Here is a 16,791-nt window from a genome sequence, read left to right on the forward strand (position 1 = left end):
ATCCCACTCCGCGTTTGTCAGGTCTCCGCGTCCCATCCAGTCAGCCTGCCCCCAACACCCCACTCACGGAGGGAGGTCCGAGAAACAGCGCCTAGGACCTGTCCGGGCGATCACTGGTCCCACTACGGTGGTTGTGACGTAAGGACCTGATGACAGCAGTGGAGATGAGCCGCGCGGAGGCAGTCACGCTCGTGCAACGCGTCATGGGCGCGGGCTGGCCTCCGATGACGAGGTGGCCGGTTGGCTGGACAGGCTCGACAGAGCCCTGGCGTGCCCGTCCGGTCACGTCAGCGACCTGATCTTCTGTCCGCCGGAGCGGGACCTTTCTGCTGATGAGGTAGTCGATCAGGCCCTGGCGTATCGGCCGGTCGTTTTGTAGTCGCGTCCCCCAGGGCTTGCATGGACCCGCAGATAGACGGGATCGTCCTCGCGGGTGTCGCGGCCACCGAAGCAGAAAGAACAGGTGCCTCGTCAAGTCGTTTCGACGCATGAGGCTCTGCGTACTGCGCCCCTTGCGCTGTAGAGGCGCTCAGTACAAGGGCCGCAGCTGGCTGGCCGGCACAGAGCGCCTCAGATCGAGCTGTAGAACTCCCGACGCGATCTTGTTGATGCCCTGGCCGGATGACGCGGCCGCGGGGAGACGAGCCACAACACCACCTGACGGGGCACGCAACGCCAGGACAACATCGGGGCAACCAGGTAAATGGTTGAATCCTGCAGCGTCGGCTGCGATGCGGGTCGGTCGCGGCACTTGCAGAGCTCGAACAGCGGAGGAAGTTGACATGACGAACACAGAGAGCCTCAACGCGGGGCAGGCGGAGGGGGCTCAAGCATCGGCGCGGTCCCGGACTTCGGGGCGATTCGTCCACCGTGCATGGACGGCAGCGCTGGCTCTTGGCCTGTCCCTGGGGTCTGTGTTCGTCAACGCCGGTTCCGCGTCCGCTGTCATCTACGGCAACGTCATTCACACGGACTACCTGCGTAACTGGGAGACCGGTCGTTGCCTGACGGCCTACCGCGGCATCACCACCCAGCCCTGCGGCGGGAACCTATGGGCTTTCCAGCAGTGGGACATTGTCTTCAACTCGAACAACGGTTACACCGACATCGTGTACATCAGGGCCGCCGGTACCGATCAATGCCTGCAGCCGGAGAACGATGTCTCCCTCGGCACCTGCACCCCATGGGACAACTTCACATGGTCGGGCCACGGTACGGGTTGGGACAAGGTCCAGCTCGGGAACGGGCTAAACGGATACGCCCTGGACAGCAACTACGCCGGGGACGTCTACACACTCCCGCTTGACTGGGGCAACGGCTACCAGACGTGGAAGTCGGGTTACTGACGCAGCCTGATCCGTGGGGAGGGCCGCTTCATGCGGCCTTCTCACCCAGCGGCCACTTTGACGGGTACGTTCCGTCAGCCCCTGAGGAGTGACGGCGACGGCATGGCGACCCCTGCGGTGAGCTGGCGAACAGCAGCGGTTTTCAGGCGGTTCGAAGTGCGGATCGAGGGCGGGGCCGGTAGGCATTGGGCCCGATCGTCGGCCGGGTGAGCCGATGGGTCATGAGAGTGACCGAGGCCAGGGTGAGCGTGGCTTCGGAATGCTCGGGCCGAGTCGCACAGTCCCGGACGTTTCTGCGGGCGTGTAGCCACCACGCCAGACTGCGCTCTACCACCCACCGTCGTGGCAGGAGAACGAAGCCCTTCGCCCCTTCGGGCCTGCTCACGGTCTCTACAGGCTGCTCAACGGCACCATCCGGTCGTGGGACTACAGCGCGGCTCTCAACACGATCACGCTGGGGCCGACCGCTCAGGGAACCGTGGTAGCCACGGGGCTGCCGGACGCGGTCAACGCCTGGAGCCCGGCACCGGGAACGGTCTACACGCAGACCGCCAAGGGCGACGTCAAGAAGTACGCGGGAAGCCCTCTCCAGCCCGTTGCGCTCCTGCAACCACATCGCGGCGACCTGCGGATACGCCTCGGCCAGCGACACACCAAGCGAACGCGCCACAGCGCCCCTCCTCGATTCCCCAGCCAGGCGCTCCCCGGCCCGACACCTCACCCGGGCCAACGATCCAGCTCCCGGCAGGAGACGCCGAGGGGGCTTGTGGCGGGATTCCCTCACAGCTGACGGTACGCGCTCCCCGACGGCTCCCAGGAGTCACCCACAGCTCCCGATAGGTGCCGGTCTCGGCCACTCGCCCGTCAGCCGGATGTGCACGGCTGCCTCGGCGTGGAACGAGCGGGCGAGCGAGGTGTCCAGGCCTCCGGGAAGGCCGGCCAGCACGCGGTCGGCGCCGCTGGAGCGGGCGGCGTCCAGGACGGCGGCGTCACCGTGCGGGCTCGGGGTGCCGAGGGTGATGTTCTCCCGGGCCGTGAGCGGCCAGCGGGTGTAGTCCTGGGGCGTCATCGCCACCCGGCGCCACACGTCACCGGGCGCGGCATCGGCGAGGTTCACCCCGTCCCAGGTCACCTCCCCGGCGTCGGGCAGGTACAGGCCGGTGAGCAGGTGGACGAGTGTGGTCTTGCCGGAGCCGTTCTCTCCGACGAGGGCGACGATCTCGCCTCGTTTGAGGTCCAGGTCGACGCGGTCGACGGCCGGGCGGTCGCTGCCGGGGTAGGAGAAGGTGAGGGCCGCGGGCGCTGATGACGTCGGGGCCGTTGTCGGGCAGGGTGCGGGTGCCGCGGTGGGTGCGGTGCCGTTGCGCCCGTAGCCGGACAGGTTCCGTCGAGCGCGTGCACCGCCCCACCCGCACGCCTCGCCGGAACCGCTCGCCCCCTGTGCTCGTCTTGTGCGCTGACTGTGTACGGAACGGGCAAGTGGGGGACGTTGTGACGCGGAATGTGACGAAGGCCGGTCTCATCGCGGTGGCCATGGTGACGGTGTTCGGGGCCTCGGCCTGCGGCGGGGAAGCCGGCGCGGCGGCCTCCGGGGGCGGGGCGCCGTCCGGCTCGGCGGCGGTGCCCGACGCCGGCCTGGAGAAGCTGGCCGCACCGGCCGCGGCGGCGCGCGTCACCCGGAACGTGCCGTGGAACCTGGACATCCTGGACCAGCGGTCGCGTCCGCTGAACGGGAAGCTCACCACCACCGCCACGGGCAAGGGCGTGCACGTCTATGTGATCGACACCGGGATGGACATCGCCCACAAGGAGTTCGGCGGACGCGCCCGCCTCGGCGCCGACTTCGTGGGCCCGAAGGACTCCGGTGACTGCTTCAGCGAGGAGGGGACCGGCCACGGCACGTTCGTCGCCGGCGTCATCGGCGGGGCGAAGTACGGGGTGGCGCCCAAGGCGGAGCTCGTACGGGTCCAGGGCGTCCTGTGCGAGAGCGGGGGCGGCGGTTCGTCGGCGGCGGCCGAGGCGGCGCTCGTGAAGTCGGTCAAGTGGGTCACCGCGCACGCGCAGAAGCCGGCGGTGGTGAACATGTCGCTCAACCTCGACCACCGGTCGGCGGCGCTGGAGTCCGCCGTGAAGAAGATGGTCGATGCGGGGATCCCGACGGTGGTGTCGGCCGGCAATTTCCATGACGACGCCTGCAAGCACTCCCCGGCCGGCGTCCCCGGCACGATCGTCGTGGCGGCCTCCACTTCGAACGACCGAGCGTGGAGCGACGGCGGCTCCTACGGCTCGGGTTACGGACGGTGCGTGGACCTGTACGCCCCCGGCCAGAAGGTGACCTCGGCCCTCGCCGGCGGCGGTACGGTCACGGAGACCGGCGGCGCGACGTCCTGGGCCGCACCGCACGCGACCGGCGTGATCGCGCTGTACCTCTCGGCACACCCGCACGCCACGGCCGACCAAGTCCACGTCTGGCTCGACCACACGGCCACCCGCGGTGTCGTACGCGGCGTCCGCTCCGACACCCCCAACCGGCTGCTCAACACCGGCGGCCTCTGACTTGCCCCGGCCGCCCCGGCCGCACGGTCACCCAAGTGCCGTGCCGCGCCTCACCGGCACGGCGGGCGCAAGCCGCGCAGCCAGCGCGCCGTACGCTTCGGTTCCCCTACGACGACGGTTTCGAGATCGAACCGACCGGTTTCCGTCATCGGTCTCGACAGCGTGAGAGACAGCTGTCGCCGGCCCGCACCCCGGTCGTACATCGCTGCGCGGACCTGCTCGGCAAGCTCGGGCGCCGCGGCGTCCCCAGTAGCCCGGGTCGGAGCGACGAACACCCGCAACGCCGCCATCTGCGACGGCATCAGGCCGCCCCGCCGCCGAAGGAGACGACACTTCCTCGGCTGCAACCTGGTGAAGCTGTGAATACCTGGCTGAGGCCCACTTGGCGCTGAGGCACTCAGCCATTTGTGGTGCCGGCAGAGCCGGTGAGGAGTCCGAGCCCTAGTGGGGTGCATGTGTGCCAGACGGTCTTGCCGTCGCGGTGGGCGGTGGTGAGGTGGGCGGCGCGGAGGGCCTTGGTGTGTTCGGACACGGAGGACTTTGCCAGGTCGAGTTGGCGGGCGAGGTCGGTGGTGGTGCGTGGTCGGGTGAGCTGTTCCAGGATGGTGGCGCGGGTGCGTCCCAGCAGCGTGGCCAGGGCGTTGGCGGTGGGGTCGTCGAGTAGGGGGAGAGGGGTTACGGCCGGGTAGACCAGGAACGTTGTCTGGGCGTATTTGCCGACCAAGGGCCGTCCGGTCCAGAAGACGGACGGCAGCAGGGTGATGCCGTGCCCGTCGAGTGTGGCCTCGACGTCGTCGTCGCTGTCGAACTCGAGGGTGGTGCCGTGCCAGCGTGCCCCCGGGGCGAGGCCGGCCAGCGTCGCGCGGATGCCCTGGCCGGCCAGGAGCTGGACGCGCCAGGCGCGTTCGGCGTCGAATCCGGCGCGGATGCGGTCCCAGGAGCGGGCCAGCAAGCTTTCGTGAGCTGCCCGTAAGGCGTGCTCGAGGATCTGCCAGGATTCCCGGTCGCGGTCGGCCAGGAGGCGGGTCCACGGGATTGGGCGGTGGCCGCCGGTGTGCACGCGGCGCAGTTCGTTGCGGACGAACGGGGTGGGGGCGGACAGGACCTGGTCGAGCCCGTCGTCGAATCCCAGACTCAGCGGGTCCAGGAACAACGGCCCCTTGGCCGTGGCGGGCATCAGTTCCAGCAGCGGCCCCGCAGAGCGCGGCAGGGCGTGGAGCGTCCGCCGCCGCCAGAGGGTGAACAGCGGGTCGGGCCGCTGCAGCGCAGCAACGGCGAGTGCCAGCTCCACCATCGGTGCCGGCTCGTAGGCGAACGTCACCTGCAGCAGGTCCTCGGCAGTGAAGCACAGTCGCAGCACGGTTCCCCCTTGCCATGGTGACTCAGTTCCGGCACCGCACAGTTCGGCCAGGAGCGAATCGAATGCGTGAACCACGCTCGAGCCCGATCGTGGGACTGCGGCTTCCGAGTGTGAGCCGTACGTCGGACACGAGGAAGCGGCTAACCGGCCACAGGACCACCAAGACTGCTTCCGCACGTGAGTCAAGACCAGAACAGCCTTGGCGCCAGAACATCAACTTCCTCGGATGAGGAGCCACACATGCGTTTTCGCCGAACCCTCGTGACTGCGGTTCTCGGCAGCACGCTCACTCTCGGCGCTGCCGCCGTGCCTGCCCAGGCAATGCCGATGCTTGATCCTGGCCAACCGACTCAATGAGCATGCCGCCGTCTTCACCCGACCGAGTCGGCGCGATCACCGGCCGGCGCAGGGGAAACGGGTGGCACCGGCCGCGTCCTGGTCGGCCTGCAGAGTGGACCGTCGCAGTCTTCTGTGAGAGCCTGCTGCTGAGGCTGGCATGCCAAGGTATGAGCGGGTGGACAGCGCGGAGCGCTGACCCGGTTGCCGGAGAAGGCCGCGTGGTCCCCGGAGCCCCGAGGGTGGGGGAGCCGGCATTCCCGGCGGGCATCGGACACATCACTGCGACAGGGACGGCGAACACTCACGCCTTACCCAGCGACCCGCAACGCCGCCAGTCACCAAAACATCCCAGAACACCTACTATCCAGATCAGGTGCCTCTGAGTCCGGATGTCGACCGTCTTCCCCAACCTCCCTACCGGGCTGGGGAATTGATCTCCATCCATGGGATTGAGCATGGACACGACTAGACACTACCGTCGCAGGCACATCGGTAGGGGCGGTGGAGGCGGACATGACTGCGATGCGCGGCTCCGACTCCGAGAGCCGGCCGATTCGGCGTGCCGAAGACACGACAGATGCCGCGCGGGACGCCGGTGCGCGGCCCAGGCTGGTGCGGGCTGCCAAGGGGATCGGGGGTGTTGTCGGGGCCGTCTGCGTATGGGAGATCCTGCGCGCCACCTCGGTCCTGCCGGAGACCAACGCTCCGTCCGCAGGCGCGATCTCGTCCGCGCTGTTCAATGGGATCGGCGAGGGTTCGCTTGCCACGGCCGCGGCGCAGACCGCGTACGCGTGGGCCGTCGGCTTCGCCACCGCGGCGTCGATCGGCGTACTGCTCGGCACGCTGGTGGGACTCTCGCCGTGGGCGGATGCGGCCACCGGGCCGCTCTTCAACTTCCTCCGGCCGATTCCGGCGGTGGCGCTGGTACCGGTGGCCATCGTGCTGCTGGGACTCGGGCTGCGCATGCAGACCTTTCTCATCAGCTTCGCCTCGGTGTGGCCGGTGGTGTTCAACACACGTTACGGCGTGCGGAACGTGGATCCTCTCCACCTCGACAGCGGGCGGATCCTGGGACTGCGCCGACTCGCTCTCGTCCGGCGGGTCGTCCTGCCCGGCGCATTGCCGGCCGTCTTCACAGGACTGCGGCTGGCCGCCTCCATCGCGGTGGTCGTCACCGTGGTGAGCGAACTGGTCGCCTCCGGTACCGGCCTGGGGCACTATGTCGACCTGCACCAGCAGGTCGGCGACATGCCCGAGGCGTACGCGGGGATCGTCGCCGCCGGGACGATCGGGTATCTCGTCAACGCCGCCGTCCTCGCGGCCGACCGCCTGACCGTCCGATGGCGCGCCATCACGGTGGGGGGCGACCAGTGAGCCGAGCCAAGGGCCGGTCCCGCCGAGTCCGCCAGGCTCGCCGGGCCATCGGCGTACTGACCACCCTCGTGGTACTGGGGGCGTGGGAGGCGGTGGGGCGATCGGGCTCCGTCATGTTCCTGGAGCCGTTCTCCGTCGCCGCCCGCGGAGCCTGGGACCTCGTCTCCGGCCCCGGTCTGCGCCAGGACGTGCTGCCGTCGGCCGCTCGTACCGTGGTCGGCTTCTTCGTCGGATCGTCGCTCGGCATCGCCGCCGGCCTCCTGCTCGGTCACCTTCGTGCACTCGACCCGTGGGTGCGCCCGGTCCTGGAGTTCCTCAGGGCTGTGCCGCTCCCCGCCGTGCTCCCCGTGGCGGTGCTCGCCTTCGGCCCGAACTCCGGTACGCGGGTGGGCCTTATCGCGCTCGGAGCCGTGTGGCCCGTCCTGCTCAACACCATGGACGGGGCTCGGACGGTCGACGCGGGTTTCGTGGACGCGGCGCGTGCGGCGCACGTCGGACGGTGGCGGGTGGTGAGCCGGGTGATCTGGCCGGCCTGTCTGCCGCAGGTCTTCGCGGGTCTGCGGATCGCCCTCGGCATCTCACTGATCATGATGGTGATCAGTGAGATGGTCGCCTCGACGAGTGGTCTGGGCTTCTTCGTACTGCAGGCCCAACGGACGTACGCCTTCCAGGACATGTACGCCGGCGTCCTCGTCCTGGGCCTGCTCGGTGGCCTGTTCACCCTGTTGTTCAGCGTCGTCGAGTACCACGTGCTGGCCTGGTACGAGGGGCAGAAGGGAATCGGCCGTGGCTGAGGGGGATCTCGCCCGGGACACCGGGGCGGAGTCCGGGCGCAGTGTGCTGGAGGTGGACCGGCTGGCGAAGGTGTACGCCGCGTCCCGCTCGTCCGCCACCGGCACCGAGGCGATCGCCGGCCTGACGTTCAGCGCCGCCCGGGGTGAGTTCGTGGTGCTGGTCGGTCCCTCCGGATGCGGCAAGACGACACTGTTGCGCTGTCTCGCCGGACTCGACAGGCCGTCCTCCGGTGCGATCCGGCTGGACGGGCGGGCCGTGCACGGCGTACAGCACTCCCTCGCCGTGGTCTTCCAGGAGTACACGCGCAGCCTGTTCCCCTGGCTCTCCGTGCGCCGCAATGTCGAGTTCGGGCTGCATGCCCTGCCCCGCCGGGAGCGCGCCGCCCGGGTGGCCGACTCTCTGGGTCACGTCGGGCTCACCGAGTTCGCGGACCACTATCCATGGCAGTTGTCCGGGGGCATGCAGCAGCGCGTGGCGATCGCCCGGGCCATCGCCTCCCGGCCGTCCTATCTGCTGATGGACGAGCCCTTCGCCTCCGTGGACGCCCAGACCCGTGCCCAACTGGAGTCCATGGTGCTGGATTTGTGGCGTGAGTTCGGCTGGACCGTCCTGCTCGTCACCCACGACATCGACGAGGCGATCTTCATGGCGGACCGGGTGCTGGTCCTGTCGCGCCGTCCCAGCCGTGTGCTGCGCACCGTGACGGTGGACCTCGATCGGCCCCGCGATCAGGTGGAGACACGGGCCCTCCCGGAGTTCCAGCAGTACCGCAAGGAGATCTTCGGACTCATCGGCACGGCGGGATGAACGTCCACCCGCGCTCCCACTTCTGTCCCGGCTGAACAGCCCGGGTACATAGGAGGCACTCGTGAAACGGTTCCTGCCCGTATTTCTCGCACTTCCCCTGCTGCTCGCCACCGCTTGCGGTGACGACTCGCCCACCTCCTCCTCGTCCTCCGGAGGCCTCACGAAGATCACTGTCGCCAACGCGGCGGTGACCAACTCCGCCTCCTTGGTACTGGGCGTCGAGAAGGGCTTCTTCCGCTCCGAAGGTCTGGACGTGAAGCTCAAGGACACTCCGCCCGCCTCGACACAGGCCGCCGTCGTCAGCGGCGACGCGCAGTTCGGCTTCACCAATGTGCCGGCCATCCTCGCCGGCGCCTCCAACGGCCTTCCGGTGCGGATCGTGGGCCCGGCCGGCAAGTTCGCCCGCGACAACGACAAGGTGCACATCCAGGTCGTCGTACCGAAAGACTCCTCGATACGCTCCGCCAAGGACTTGGAGGGCAAGAAAGTCGCGGTGGACACCCTCTACCAGCTGCCTCACCTGAGCTTCATCGTCTCGGCGCGGAAGACCGGCGTGGACACGGACACGATCAAGTTCGTGGAGACGCCGTTCTCGGCCATGGCCGACGCGCTCGCCAAGGGCCAGGTCGACGCCACCGACCTGGCGGAACCCTTCCTGTCGGCAGCACTGCAGAAGGGAGACCGCAGCGTTCTGTCCAACGGCTCCGGTTTCGAACCGGAAACCGTGCAGACCATGTGGATCACCTCCGCCTCGTACCTGGCAGGGAACAAGGCCACGGTCGACAAGTTCACGCGGGCGCTGAAGAAGTCCAACGAGTACGCCGCCACCCACGACACCGAAGTCCGACAGGCCATCACCACGTACACGAAGACGTCCGAGCAGCAGAGCAAACAGCTCCTGATGCCGCACTTCTCGGCCACGACGGACCGCGCCAACTTCCAGACGTACCTCACGACCATGAAAGACCTGAAGGTCATCAAGAACGACGTCGATCTGGACGGACTCTTCATCAGGTAGCCCCGCTGCTTCGGTGGACGTGGTGTTCTCGAGGTCTGCCACGAGACTCACCATGGGCGGCGGGGTCCCGCGGAGGTCTGCCGAACCCGTTCCCCGTATGCCGGCCAGGTGCCGAGCGCCCGATCCGAGGAGCCGTGAGGATGACAGCGTCCACTACCGCACCGCCGAGGATCGCCGTGCTGGGCGGCGGTGTCGGTGGCCTCGCCACGGCCGGGTTCCTGCGCCGCGCCGGGCTGCCCAGCACGGTGTACGAGCAGGCGCCCCGTCTCACGGAGGTGGGTGCGGGGGTACTGGTGGCGCCGAACGCCGCCCGTCAGCTCCGCAGACTGAAGGTGCTCGACGTGTTCCGCGAGCGGGCGGTGCGGCTCGACACCGGCTGGGAGTTCAGGCGCTGGCAGGACGGGACGGTCCTGTCCTCGGAGGACCTGTCAGCCGCCTGCGAACGGCTCTACGGCGAGCACACCTACACCGCGCACCGGGCGGACCTGCTGACCGCCCTCATGGCATCCGTGCCGGACGACAGCGTCCGCCACGGTCACGAATGTATCGGCCTGGACCACGAGGGCGACGCGCTGCGGCTCCACTTCACCCACGGGAGACAGGCCGAGGCCGACGTCGTGATCGGCGCCGACGGGATCCACTCCGTCGTGCGCGGCACGCTTTTCGGCACCTCGCCCTCGACCTACTCGGGTCTCTGCGCCTTCAGGGCCCTGGTGCCCGCCGAGCGGGCCCCGCGCTTCGCCCGCCGCCCGGCCCAGACGCTGTGGATCGGTCCCGACCACCACCTGGTCCACTACCCGGTCTCAGCAGGTGCGCTGGTCAACCTGGTTGCTGTCGTGCCCGCGGGCGACTTCACCGTCGAGTCCTGGGCGGCCACCGCCACTGTCGCGGAGTTCCTCGCCGAGTTCGACGGCTGGGACCAGCGGCTGACCGACCTCATCAGCGCCGCCGGTACGCCCGGCCGCTGGGCGCTGCTGGACCGGGCGCCCCTGTCCCGGTGGTCCGAGGGAGGAGTGACACTGCTCGGTGACGCCGCGCACCCGATGTTTCCCTTCCTCGCCCAAGGCGCCGCCCAGGCGATCGAGGACGCGGCGGTGCTGGCCCGGTGCCTGGCCGCCGGCATCGACGACCCGCCCGCGGCACTGCGCAGATACGAGCAGCTGCGCCTGCCGCGCACCACCCGGCTGCAGAGCGCCAGCCGCGACCGCGCGCACAGCAACCATCTGCCAGACGGCACCGAACAGCAGGCCCGCGACAAGGCCTACGCCCGGCAGGACCCGCTCGTCGCCAACGACTGGATCTACGCATACGATCCGGACTCGGAGCTGGGTGCCTCGGAAGCCGCTCAGGGGTGAAGTGAACGAGGAGCCGCCCTGCGGGCTCTGGCCCCCGCGGCGCGTGACCTGAAAGAAGGCCGCCGCACCCACCACCCCGAGCTGATCCTCTTCCCGGGCTGGGGTGACCTGCAGGACTACGCCGCCATGACCCGGCCAGCCGCGATCTCCAGCCTCTGGTCGACCTCGTCGACGCCCATGGCGCCGAAGCCGTTCTCGCCGCGGTGGCCCGGCTCGCTCCCGAGCCGCACACGCAGGTCACCGTGTCCACCGCCCACAAGGCCAAGGGCCGTGAATGACCCTGTGGGCTCATCGCGGACGACTTCGGCCGCCCAAAGGACACCAACGCCGGCGGTCAGACGGACACTCCGCCACCGCCCGACCGCATCGGTGACGCCGAAGCTCGCCTGGCCTACGTGGCCGTCACCCGGGCCCGCCGCGCCTCGACCTGGGAGACCTGTCGTGGATCCACGACCACCCCGATGGCAACCCTGCCCCGCAGCACGGCACGCCGTAAGACAGTGCGCACCGAGGCGCGCCTGCAGTGAATGCTCACAGCCCCGTTGCCTCACGCCTGGGGCCTCACGCCTGGGGCCTCACTCCTGGGGCCTGGGGCCTGGGGCCTGGGGTCGAGTCCGGGTCGGGAGTCTCCCATCCTCCGCCTCTCCGGCGCGTCGGTCGGGAGGCCGCGTGTTGTGTTGCGGTACCTAGGTAAGAAGCCGTCGGCACTGCCGGGATCGCCGACGGATGCGGCTCGTTCTTGGGGAAGGGCTGAGCGGGGAGGACGCTTGTGGCCCGTTAGGCAATGGTCAGCGGATTTGGTGTCCTCGCGATCGTCAAGCGCAGTTACGACATGCGTGGCTTCGTCGTGCTGCCCAAGCGGTGGATCGTGGAGCGGTTCTTCGCCCACCTGATGCGAAGCCGCCGCCTCGTGCGGGACTTCGCGCGGTCCACCGGCAACGCGGAGACGATGGTCTACTGGCCGATGACCCTGCTCATGACCTGCCGCCTGGCCCGGCCACAGCCTTCGCGAGCGTGGACCGTCCCGGTGCCGGCTCGGCGAGCCCCCCACGCGCTGTCAGCCACTTCGCCTTCGACCGCAACGCCTCGATCTTCGCGGGCACCGGGTCTAGGCCGAAGCAGCCGGCCGTCTCCTGGCACGTCAACGGGCCTTGGCCCAGACGGCCCCGGTCCGCGAGAGCCTGCACGATGCGCTGGTAGTCCGCCGACAGTGCCGACCAGGCCAGCCCCGCACACGACACCGGCACCACACCGACTTCGGCTTCGCCGCCTCCAAAGACGCGGGCAGCGCGCGCGGTTCACCGCGATCCGATGGCTCCTGGGCGGCATCCGGGTCGGCCATGTCGCCTTCGCCCGGGGACAGTACCTCGCCGACGCGTGAACGGGCGATGACCCACTCGTTCCATTCCCGCTCGGCAACGACCAGCTCGGCCTGTACGGTCCACATCCTCCGGCAGCGCGTCCACACGACGGCGAGCGGTCAGCTCACGCTGTTCCAGCAGCCCCACGACAGACGGCATCCCCGACCTCCACCAGAGCGACGACATGACACGCCACCACTCCCCGAGACCGCCGACCTCATGCCTGACCAGCGGAAACGCAGCCCTCAACCCCGGCAAGACAACAGCCACTGAACTGCCGCAGCGGGCCGAAGTGCGCCTCGATCGGGTTGGCCCAGGAGGTGTAGGTCAGTGTGAAGCACAGCTCGACCTTGTTCTTCTCCGCCCAGCGGCGGATGTCCGCACCAGTGTGGGCGGAGAGGTTGTCCAGAATGATATAGATCGGGGCGTCGTCGGGCCGGACGGCTCGGATCGACTTCGGCGCGGCCAAACTGTTGGCGGTGCCTTTGAGGCGGTGGATGACGCCCCACAGGGTGTCATCGCCAACGGAGAGCAGCCGTGGAAGCAGATGACGCCGTGAGTGCGGCGGTAGGTCGCCGGCAGGCGCTCGGGCTTGCTCTGCTTCGCCCAGTAGGAACCTGGGTCGGCCGGATCCCCAACGGCCCGAACTCGTCGAAAGCGAAGACCCGGTCCGGAAAGCGGTCCAGCACTTGGTCGATCCGGTCAAGGTTGGCCTCGCGCCCGGGGTCGGGTGATTCCTTCCAGGTCTTGGTGCGCTGGAAGGTGACGCCGCGGCGCAGGAGCAGACACCGTAAAGTCTCGCGACTGATGCGGATGACGCGTCCGTGCGCGCGGCGCAGGTAAGTGGCGAATTCGCGGATCGACCGGCGGGTGAAGGGCTGACCGAGTTTGGTGGGGCGCGTGATGGCCGTCTGGATGACGAAGTCCTCGTCGTCATCGCTGAGCAGGCGGGGACGGCCTCCCGCCCCTCGAGGGTTCAGGCAGGCCAGGCCGATCTCGTTGAACCGGCGGGGTGGCGCTGTCGCTGTCGCCGTTGGAGGACGACGAGCAGGAGCAGGCCGCCGCCGGCACGGAGAAAGTGCACGTCACACGACTGGCCCCCTGCTGTGGCGCGGACGGTCCCGCGCATCGAGCGTGGTCTGGGCGGGGCAACGACGCCCCGGCCGAGCTCATAGAACGGATCCTCATGCCCGTCACCGTGAAAGACCACCGGGTACCCCACAAGTCCACCGTCCCCGCGAATAGGGGCGAGGACGTCGAACTCTTCGTGCGGGAGCGCGACGGTACGCCCCCCGGCCACGTCGACGAGCGCACGGCCGTCCTGATGCTCCACGGCCGGAGCGTTCCGGTGCTCGCGGGCTTTGATCTCGATTTTAAGTCGTACAGCTGGGCCGATGCGCTGGCGAAGGCCGGTTACGACGTCTTCATGATGGACCTCCAGGGCTCGGGGCTGTCGCCGCGGCCGAAGATGGACGACCCTCGCAACGTCAACCCCGCCCAGCAGAACCTTCTGAAGCCGAGACCTCCAGGTTTCACGCCGGGCCCGCTGAACTATCCGTTCCAGCTGACCAACTCGAACAGCGACCGGGACGAGCTGAACACCGTCGTGGAGTGGATCATCCGCGAGCGCGGGGTGAACAAGGTGTCCTTCATCGGTTGGTCCGCGGCGGCGTTCACGATGGGTCCGTACGCGGTCAAGAACCCGGGCAAGGTGTCGAACCTGTTCCTGCTGGCGCCTATCTTCCCGCCCGAGGGCACGTCGAACGCCCCCGACCCGCTGCCGCAGCCCGGCTTCCCGACGTTCCTGAGCACGAAAGACGGAACCTGGAACGGGTGGGGCAACGAGGTGCACTGCGTGGGCCAGCGCGAAGAAGAGATGCGCGACAAGGTGTGGAACGCGATCATGAAAAGCGATCCGGTGGGCAGCACGTGGGGGCCGGAAGGTGAAGGGCGCAATCGCATCAGAAACTTCGTCCGGTGGGGCTGGAACAAGACCACCGCGGCGCAGGGCGGCGTCCTTGGCGGCAGCGTGCCGGTCCTCATCGCGTACGGGGAGCACGACAGGCAGGTGAACACGTCGAGCGAAGATCCGGAATTCAACTTCTCGGTCCCCGCGCTCTACAACGCCATCGCCGGCGACCACAAGCTGATGGTCAAGCTGGACTGCGCCGGGCATTCGGTGGTGTGGGAGATGCAGCACAAGAACGTGCACAACCTCTCGAAGCACTGGCTCAAGCACCAGAAGGTCGACGGCAAGACCCAGGGCATCTTCGACATGAACACCAACGGCGACATCAGCCCGGCTCCGTAGAACAGCCGAGCCCTCGACCGCGAACCGTGGGGGCCCAGGGTCCGAACGTCAGCCTTGCGCCGTCGTCAGGACCGCCACAGGCACCGACGAGGTGGAGTCCGCTGTCTGCGCGCCCTCGCCCGAACGGCGGGCCGAGGCATCGTCCGCGGCGGTGCCGGCGCCCTGGGCGCGAGCTGACCGGGTGGATCATCTGGTGGATCCAGCGACGAACGCCTGTGCAACCTGCGGGAACAGAACCTACGCGTCGCACACATCCAGGGCAGGATCGCCGAAGCGCTGGCCCGAACCGGAACCGACAGCGACCTCAGCCTCAAACTGCTCAACGTCGTCCTGAGACGACCCGGCAGGACGCCTACCCCTGACACGGATCGGCAGCGCCAAGAACCACATCGGCTACCACCTTGTGGCCCACCTCGCCCTCCACACCTACCTGCGACGCAAGAACCGGCCGGTCCCCGGCTTCCTCATGCTCATCGATCCACCCAGGCGTTCATCCCGGAAAGCCCCGCGACGCCGCAACCATCCAGGACGCCGACTGGACCACCGTCACCGCCTACCTCCAGCTCCTCAACGACGTGGTACAGCTCAACCGGGGAGCCCTGCGGATCATCGTCTGCGACCACGCGAACCTGGCTGAACCCTGGTACCAGGATGCCGTGATCGGCAACTGGCTCTCCGACAGCGATGGCAAACCGCAACGCCCTCATCCCCCCTGACTGGCTTGCCTAACGGCACCGCCGGGTACGGCTGGGCCAGCAGCACCCGGCTGCCTCTTGGTGGCGGACCGCACCCGGGTACGCGCCGCCCGTGCCAGGGTGATCCGGTCGAGCAGGCCCTCGGCAGGGTTTGGCCAGCTGCCGTCCCGTCTGCTCGATCTGCAGCCTGGGCGCGGTGATCTGATGCATCTGCTCGGTGTCGCCACGGGGGATATGTCATAGGCCGAGGCGCCGTAGCGCGAGTGCGACGTGGCCCCGCAGGGAGCGGTCCCATCCCGGTAAGACACCGGTGACTTCATCGTCGTCGGCGTAGACCAGGACGGTCAGTGCCTCGTGCGGCAGGGCCGTCGTCTGCCGACGGGCCAGTGCGACTGCGGCGGTCACCCGCACTGCCTCGTTCGTGGACGCCAGACATGCGGTGAGCGCCGCGAGTTCGCCGGAGCCGGGAGGGCCGGGGAGAAACGCCAGGGCGAGATTCGCCGACGCGCGGGCTGTGTCCGTGTCGAATCCCACGCCGGCCAGCGCGGTCGCGAGTCCGGGGACCTCGGGGAACCATGCCAGCAGCGCCGCCGCATGGGTCGCCACGGCAGGCTCGGGATCCCGCAGCCAGGTCAGGAACGACGGCGCATGGCGCTCGGCCGCGCGGTAGGCGTCGGCCGCCCAGCGCACGGCCACGGCATCGGCGACGTCGGCGACGGAATCGGGGTCTGGGTCCTCGTCCTCGAACAGCACGCGGAGCACCGCCGCCTCGTCCGACGGGCCGACCCGTTCGGCGTCGGCGAAGGCACGCGCGGGGTCGAAGGGCAGGACGTCGTCGCGCAGGTCGCCGAGGGCGACAGCATGCAGCAGGTGCACAACTGTCGCCCGATCGGGTGTGTTGGGCGTGTCCGCGAGCAGCACCAGGGGAGTCACCACGTGAGCGCTCGCCGGCCACCGGGTGCCCTGGTGGTAGACATTCCCGGTCAGGGCCGATACGGCCGCACCGCGCACGACGGGATCGGCGCTGGACAACGCGGCCAGCTGGCCGGGGACGTCCTCCGCAGAGCCGTAGGCGTGGTGGAGGCAGGCCCAGTCGGGCGAGGAGGAACTGCTCACAGGCCCGGACCCTACGCCTCTCGGCGGACTGACCACGACGCCCGCGCCTACGGCTTTCGGCGGCTTGGAGCTTCATCACTTGCTGAATGAACACCGGCTACTAAGAAGCCGTTGCGCGACCTCGTTGACGAGGGGGCCTTCACCTGAGTTCGCCATGATGCGGTACCTCCGCCGCGCTGGGCTTCGCGGCACTCGATTGGCCTGGACCGCCGACTCCGCGGGGCGTCGGCGGAAGATCCCCGGCCTTACCTGTCGTCTATGTCGGGGCTGGTGCCAGCACACGGAGGTGACCGGAGAAGCCGGTCAACAGCGCGGTCGGCCTGGCCCCGCGTGTCGCGGGGCCGCGGCGGCCTCCGCG

12 protein-coding genes and 4 pseudogenes are annotated in these 16,791 nt (G+C 68.9%); 11 read left to right on the forward strand and 5 right to left on the reverse strand.

Going from position 1 to position 16,791, the window contains the following annotated elements:
• The first annotated feature begins 149 nt into the window (after positions 1–149).
• Positions 150–379 (forward strand): annotated as a pseudogene (locus ACWD4O_RS47855) (e9imm peptide).
• Positions 380–782: 403 nt separating this feature from the next.
• Positions 783–1,346, forward strand: coding sequence for an RICIN domain-containing protein (locus ACWD4O_RS47860; protein ID WP_451289429.1), 564 nt, complete (start codon positions 783–785; stop codon positions 1,344–1,346).
• Between the two features lie 820 nt (positions 1,347–2,166).
• Here ACWD4O_RS47860 and ACWD4O_RS47865 read toward each other — a convergent pair.
• On the reverse strand, positions 2,167–2,727 hold the full coding sequence (locus ACWD4O_RS47865; protein ID WP_451289439.1) for an ATP-binding cassette domain-containing protein: 561 nt from the start codon (positions 2,725–2,727) through the stop codon (positions 2,167–2,169).
• Between the two features lie 98 nt (positions 2,728–2,825).
• Here ACWD4O_RS47865 and ACWD4O_RS47870 point away from each other — a divergent pair, with 98 nt between their 5' ends.
• A complete protein-coding gene (locus ACWD4O_RS47870; protein WP_451289430.1) occupies positions 2,826–3,902 on the forward strand; it encodes a S8 family peptidase in 1,077 nt (358 codons plus the stop codon).
• Between the two features lie 397 nt (positions 3,903–4,299).
• On the opposite strand, the gene ACWD4O_RS47875 is transcribed toward ACWD4O_RS47870, so the two are convergent.
• Positions 4,300–5,262, reverse strand: a complete 963-nt coding sequence (locus ACWD4O_RS47875; RefSeq protein ID WP_451289432.1) for an ArsR family transcriptional regulator — start codon at positions 5,260–5,262, stop codon at positions 4,300–4,302.
• Positions 5,263–6,114: 852 nt separating this feature from the next.
• Here ACWD4O_RS47875 and ACWD4O_RS47880 point away from each other — a divergent pair.
• The 6 genes and pseudogenes from ACWD4O_RS47880 to ACWD4O_RS47905 form a co-directional block, all read left to right on the forward strand.
• Positions 6,115–6,975 carry an ABC transporter permease gene (locus ACWD4O_RS47880; protein ID WP_451289433.1) on the forward strand — a complete coding sequence of 287 codons (861 nt, stop codon included), beginning with the start codon at positions 6,115–6,117 and terminating at the stop codon, positions 6,973–6,975.
• The gene (locus ACWD4O_RS47885) at positions 6,972–7,769 is read left to right on the forward strand and encodes an ABC transporter permease (protein WP_451289434.1); all 798 of its coding nucleotides are present in this window, start codon (positions 6,972–6,974) and stop codon (positions 7,767–7,769) included. The genes ACWD4O_RS47880 and ACWD4O_RS47885 overlap by 4 nt, the downstream gene beginning before the upstream one ends.
• The gene (locus ACWD4O_RS47890) at positions 7,762–8,577 is read left to right on the forward strand and encodes an ABC transporter ATP-binding protein (protein WP_451289435.1); all 816 of its coding nucleotides are present in this window, start codon (positions 7,762–7,764) and stop codon (positions 8,575–8,577) included. The genes ACWD4O_RS47885 and ACWD4O_RS47890 overlap by 8 nt, the downstream gene beginning before the upstream one ends.
• Positions 8,578–8,638: 61 nt before the next feature.
• On the forward strand, positions 8,639–9,595 hold the full coding sequence (locus tag ACWD4O_RS47895) for an ABC transporter substrate-binding protein (protein WP_451289436.1): 957 nt from the start codon (positions 8,639–8,641) through the stop codon (positions 9,593–9,595).
• A 140-nt stretch (positions 9,596–9,735) separates the two neighbouring features.
• Positions 9,736–10,950, forward strand: a complete 1,215-nt coding sequence (locus ACWD4O_RS47900) for an FAD-dependent monooxygenase (protein ID WP_451289437.1) — start codon at positions 9,736–9,738, stop codon at positions 10,948–10,950.
• Positions 10,951–10,959: 9 nt separating this feature from the next.
• A pseudogene (locus ACWD4O_RS47905) lies at positions 10,960–11,446 on the forward strand (DNA helicase); the annotation flags it as partial.
• Between the two features lie 478 nt (positions 11,447–11,924).
• Here ACWD4O_RS47905 and ACWD4O_RS47910 read toward each other — a convergent pair.
• Positions 11,925–12,470, reverse strand: a pseudogene (locus ACWD4O_RS47910) (hypothetical protein).
• 109 nt (positions 12,471–12,579) lie between these two features.
• Positions 12,580–13,318 (reverse strand): annotated as a pseudogene (locus ACWD4O_RS47915) (IS630 family transposase); the annotation flags it as partial.
• A gap of 260 nt (positions 13,319–13,578) precedes the next feature.
• On the opposite strand from ACWD4O_RS47915, the gene ACWD4O_RS47920 reads away from it, so the two are divergent.
• Together ACWD4O_RS47920 and ACWD4O_RS47925 are read left to right on the forward strand one after the other, a co-directional pair.
• Entirely contained in the window at positions 13,579–14,622 is a 1,044-nt protein-coding gene (locus ACWD4O_RS47920; RefSeq protein WP_451289441.1) for an alpha/beta fold hydrolase, read from the forward strand.
• A 521-nt stretch (positions 14,623–15,143) separates the two neighbouring features.
• Positions 15,144–15,338, forward strand: coding sequence for a DUF3732 domain-containing protein (locus ACWD4O_RS47925; RefSeq protein WP_451289442.1), 195 nt, complete (start codon positions 15,144–15,146; stop codon positions 15,336–15,338).
• A gap of 216 nt (positions 15,339–15,554) precedes the next feature.
• Here the strand turns inward: ACWD4O_RS47925 and ACWD4O_RS47930 are convergent, their stop codons facing one another.
• Positions 15,555–16,433 (reverse strand): hypothetical protein, encoded by an 879-nt coding sequence (locus ACWD4O_RS47930; protein WP_451289438.1) that lies wholly within the window; start codon positions 16,431–16,433, stop codon positions 15,555–15,557.
• Positions 16,434–16,791 lie beyond the last annotated feature (358 nt).

This window comes from Streptomyces sp. NPDC002623, assembly GCF_053592635.1.

What these genes read in the sequence shown, in the direction of transcription:
- ACWD4O_RS47900 (WP_451289437.1), top strand. Translation starts at nt 9,736, where the DNA reads ATGACAGCGTCCACTACCGCACCGCCGAGGATCGCCGTGCTGGGCGGC.
- ACWD4O_RS47880 (WP_451289433.1), top strand. Translation starts at nt 6,115, where the DNA reads ATGACTGCGATGCGCGGCTCCGACTCCGAGAGCCGGCCGATTCGGCGT.
- ACWD4O_RS47860 (WP_451289429.1), top strand. Translation starts at nt 783, where the DNA reads ATGACGAACACAGAGAGCCTCAACGCGGGGCAGGCGGAGGGGGCTCAA.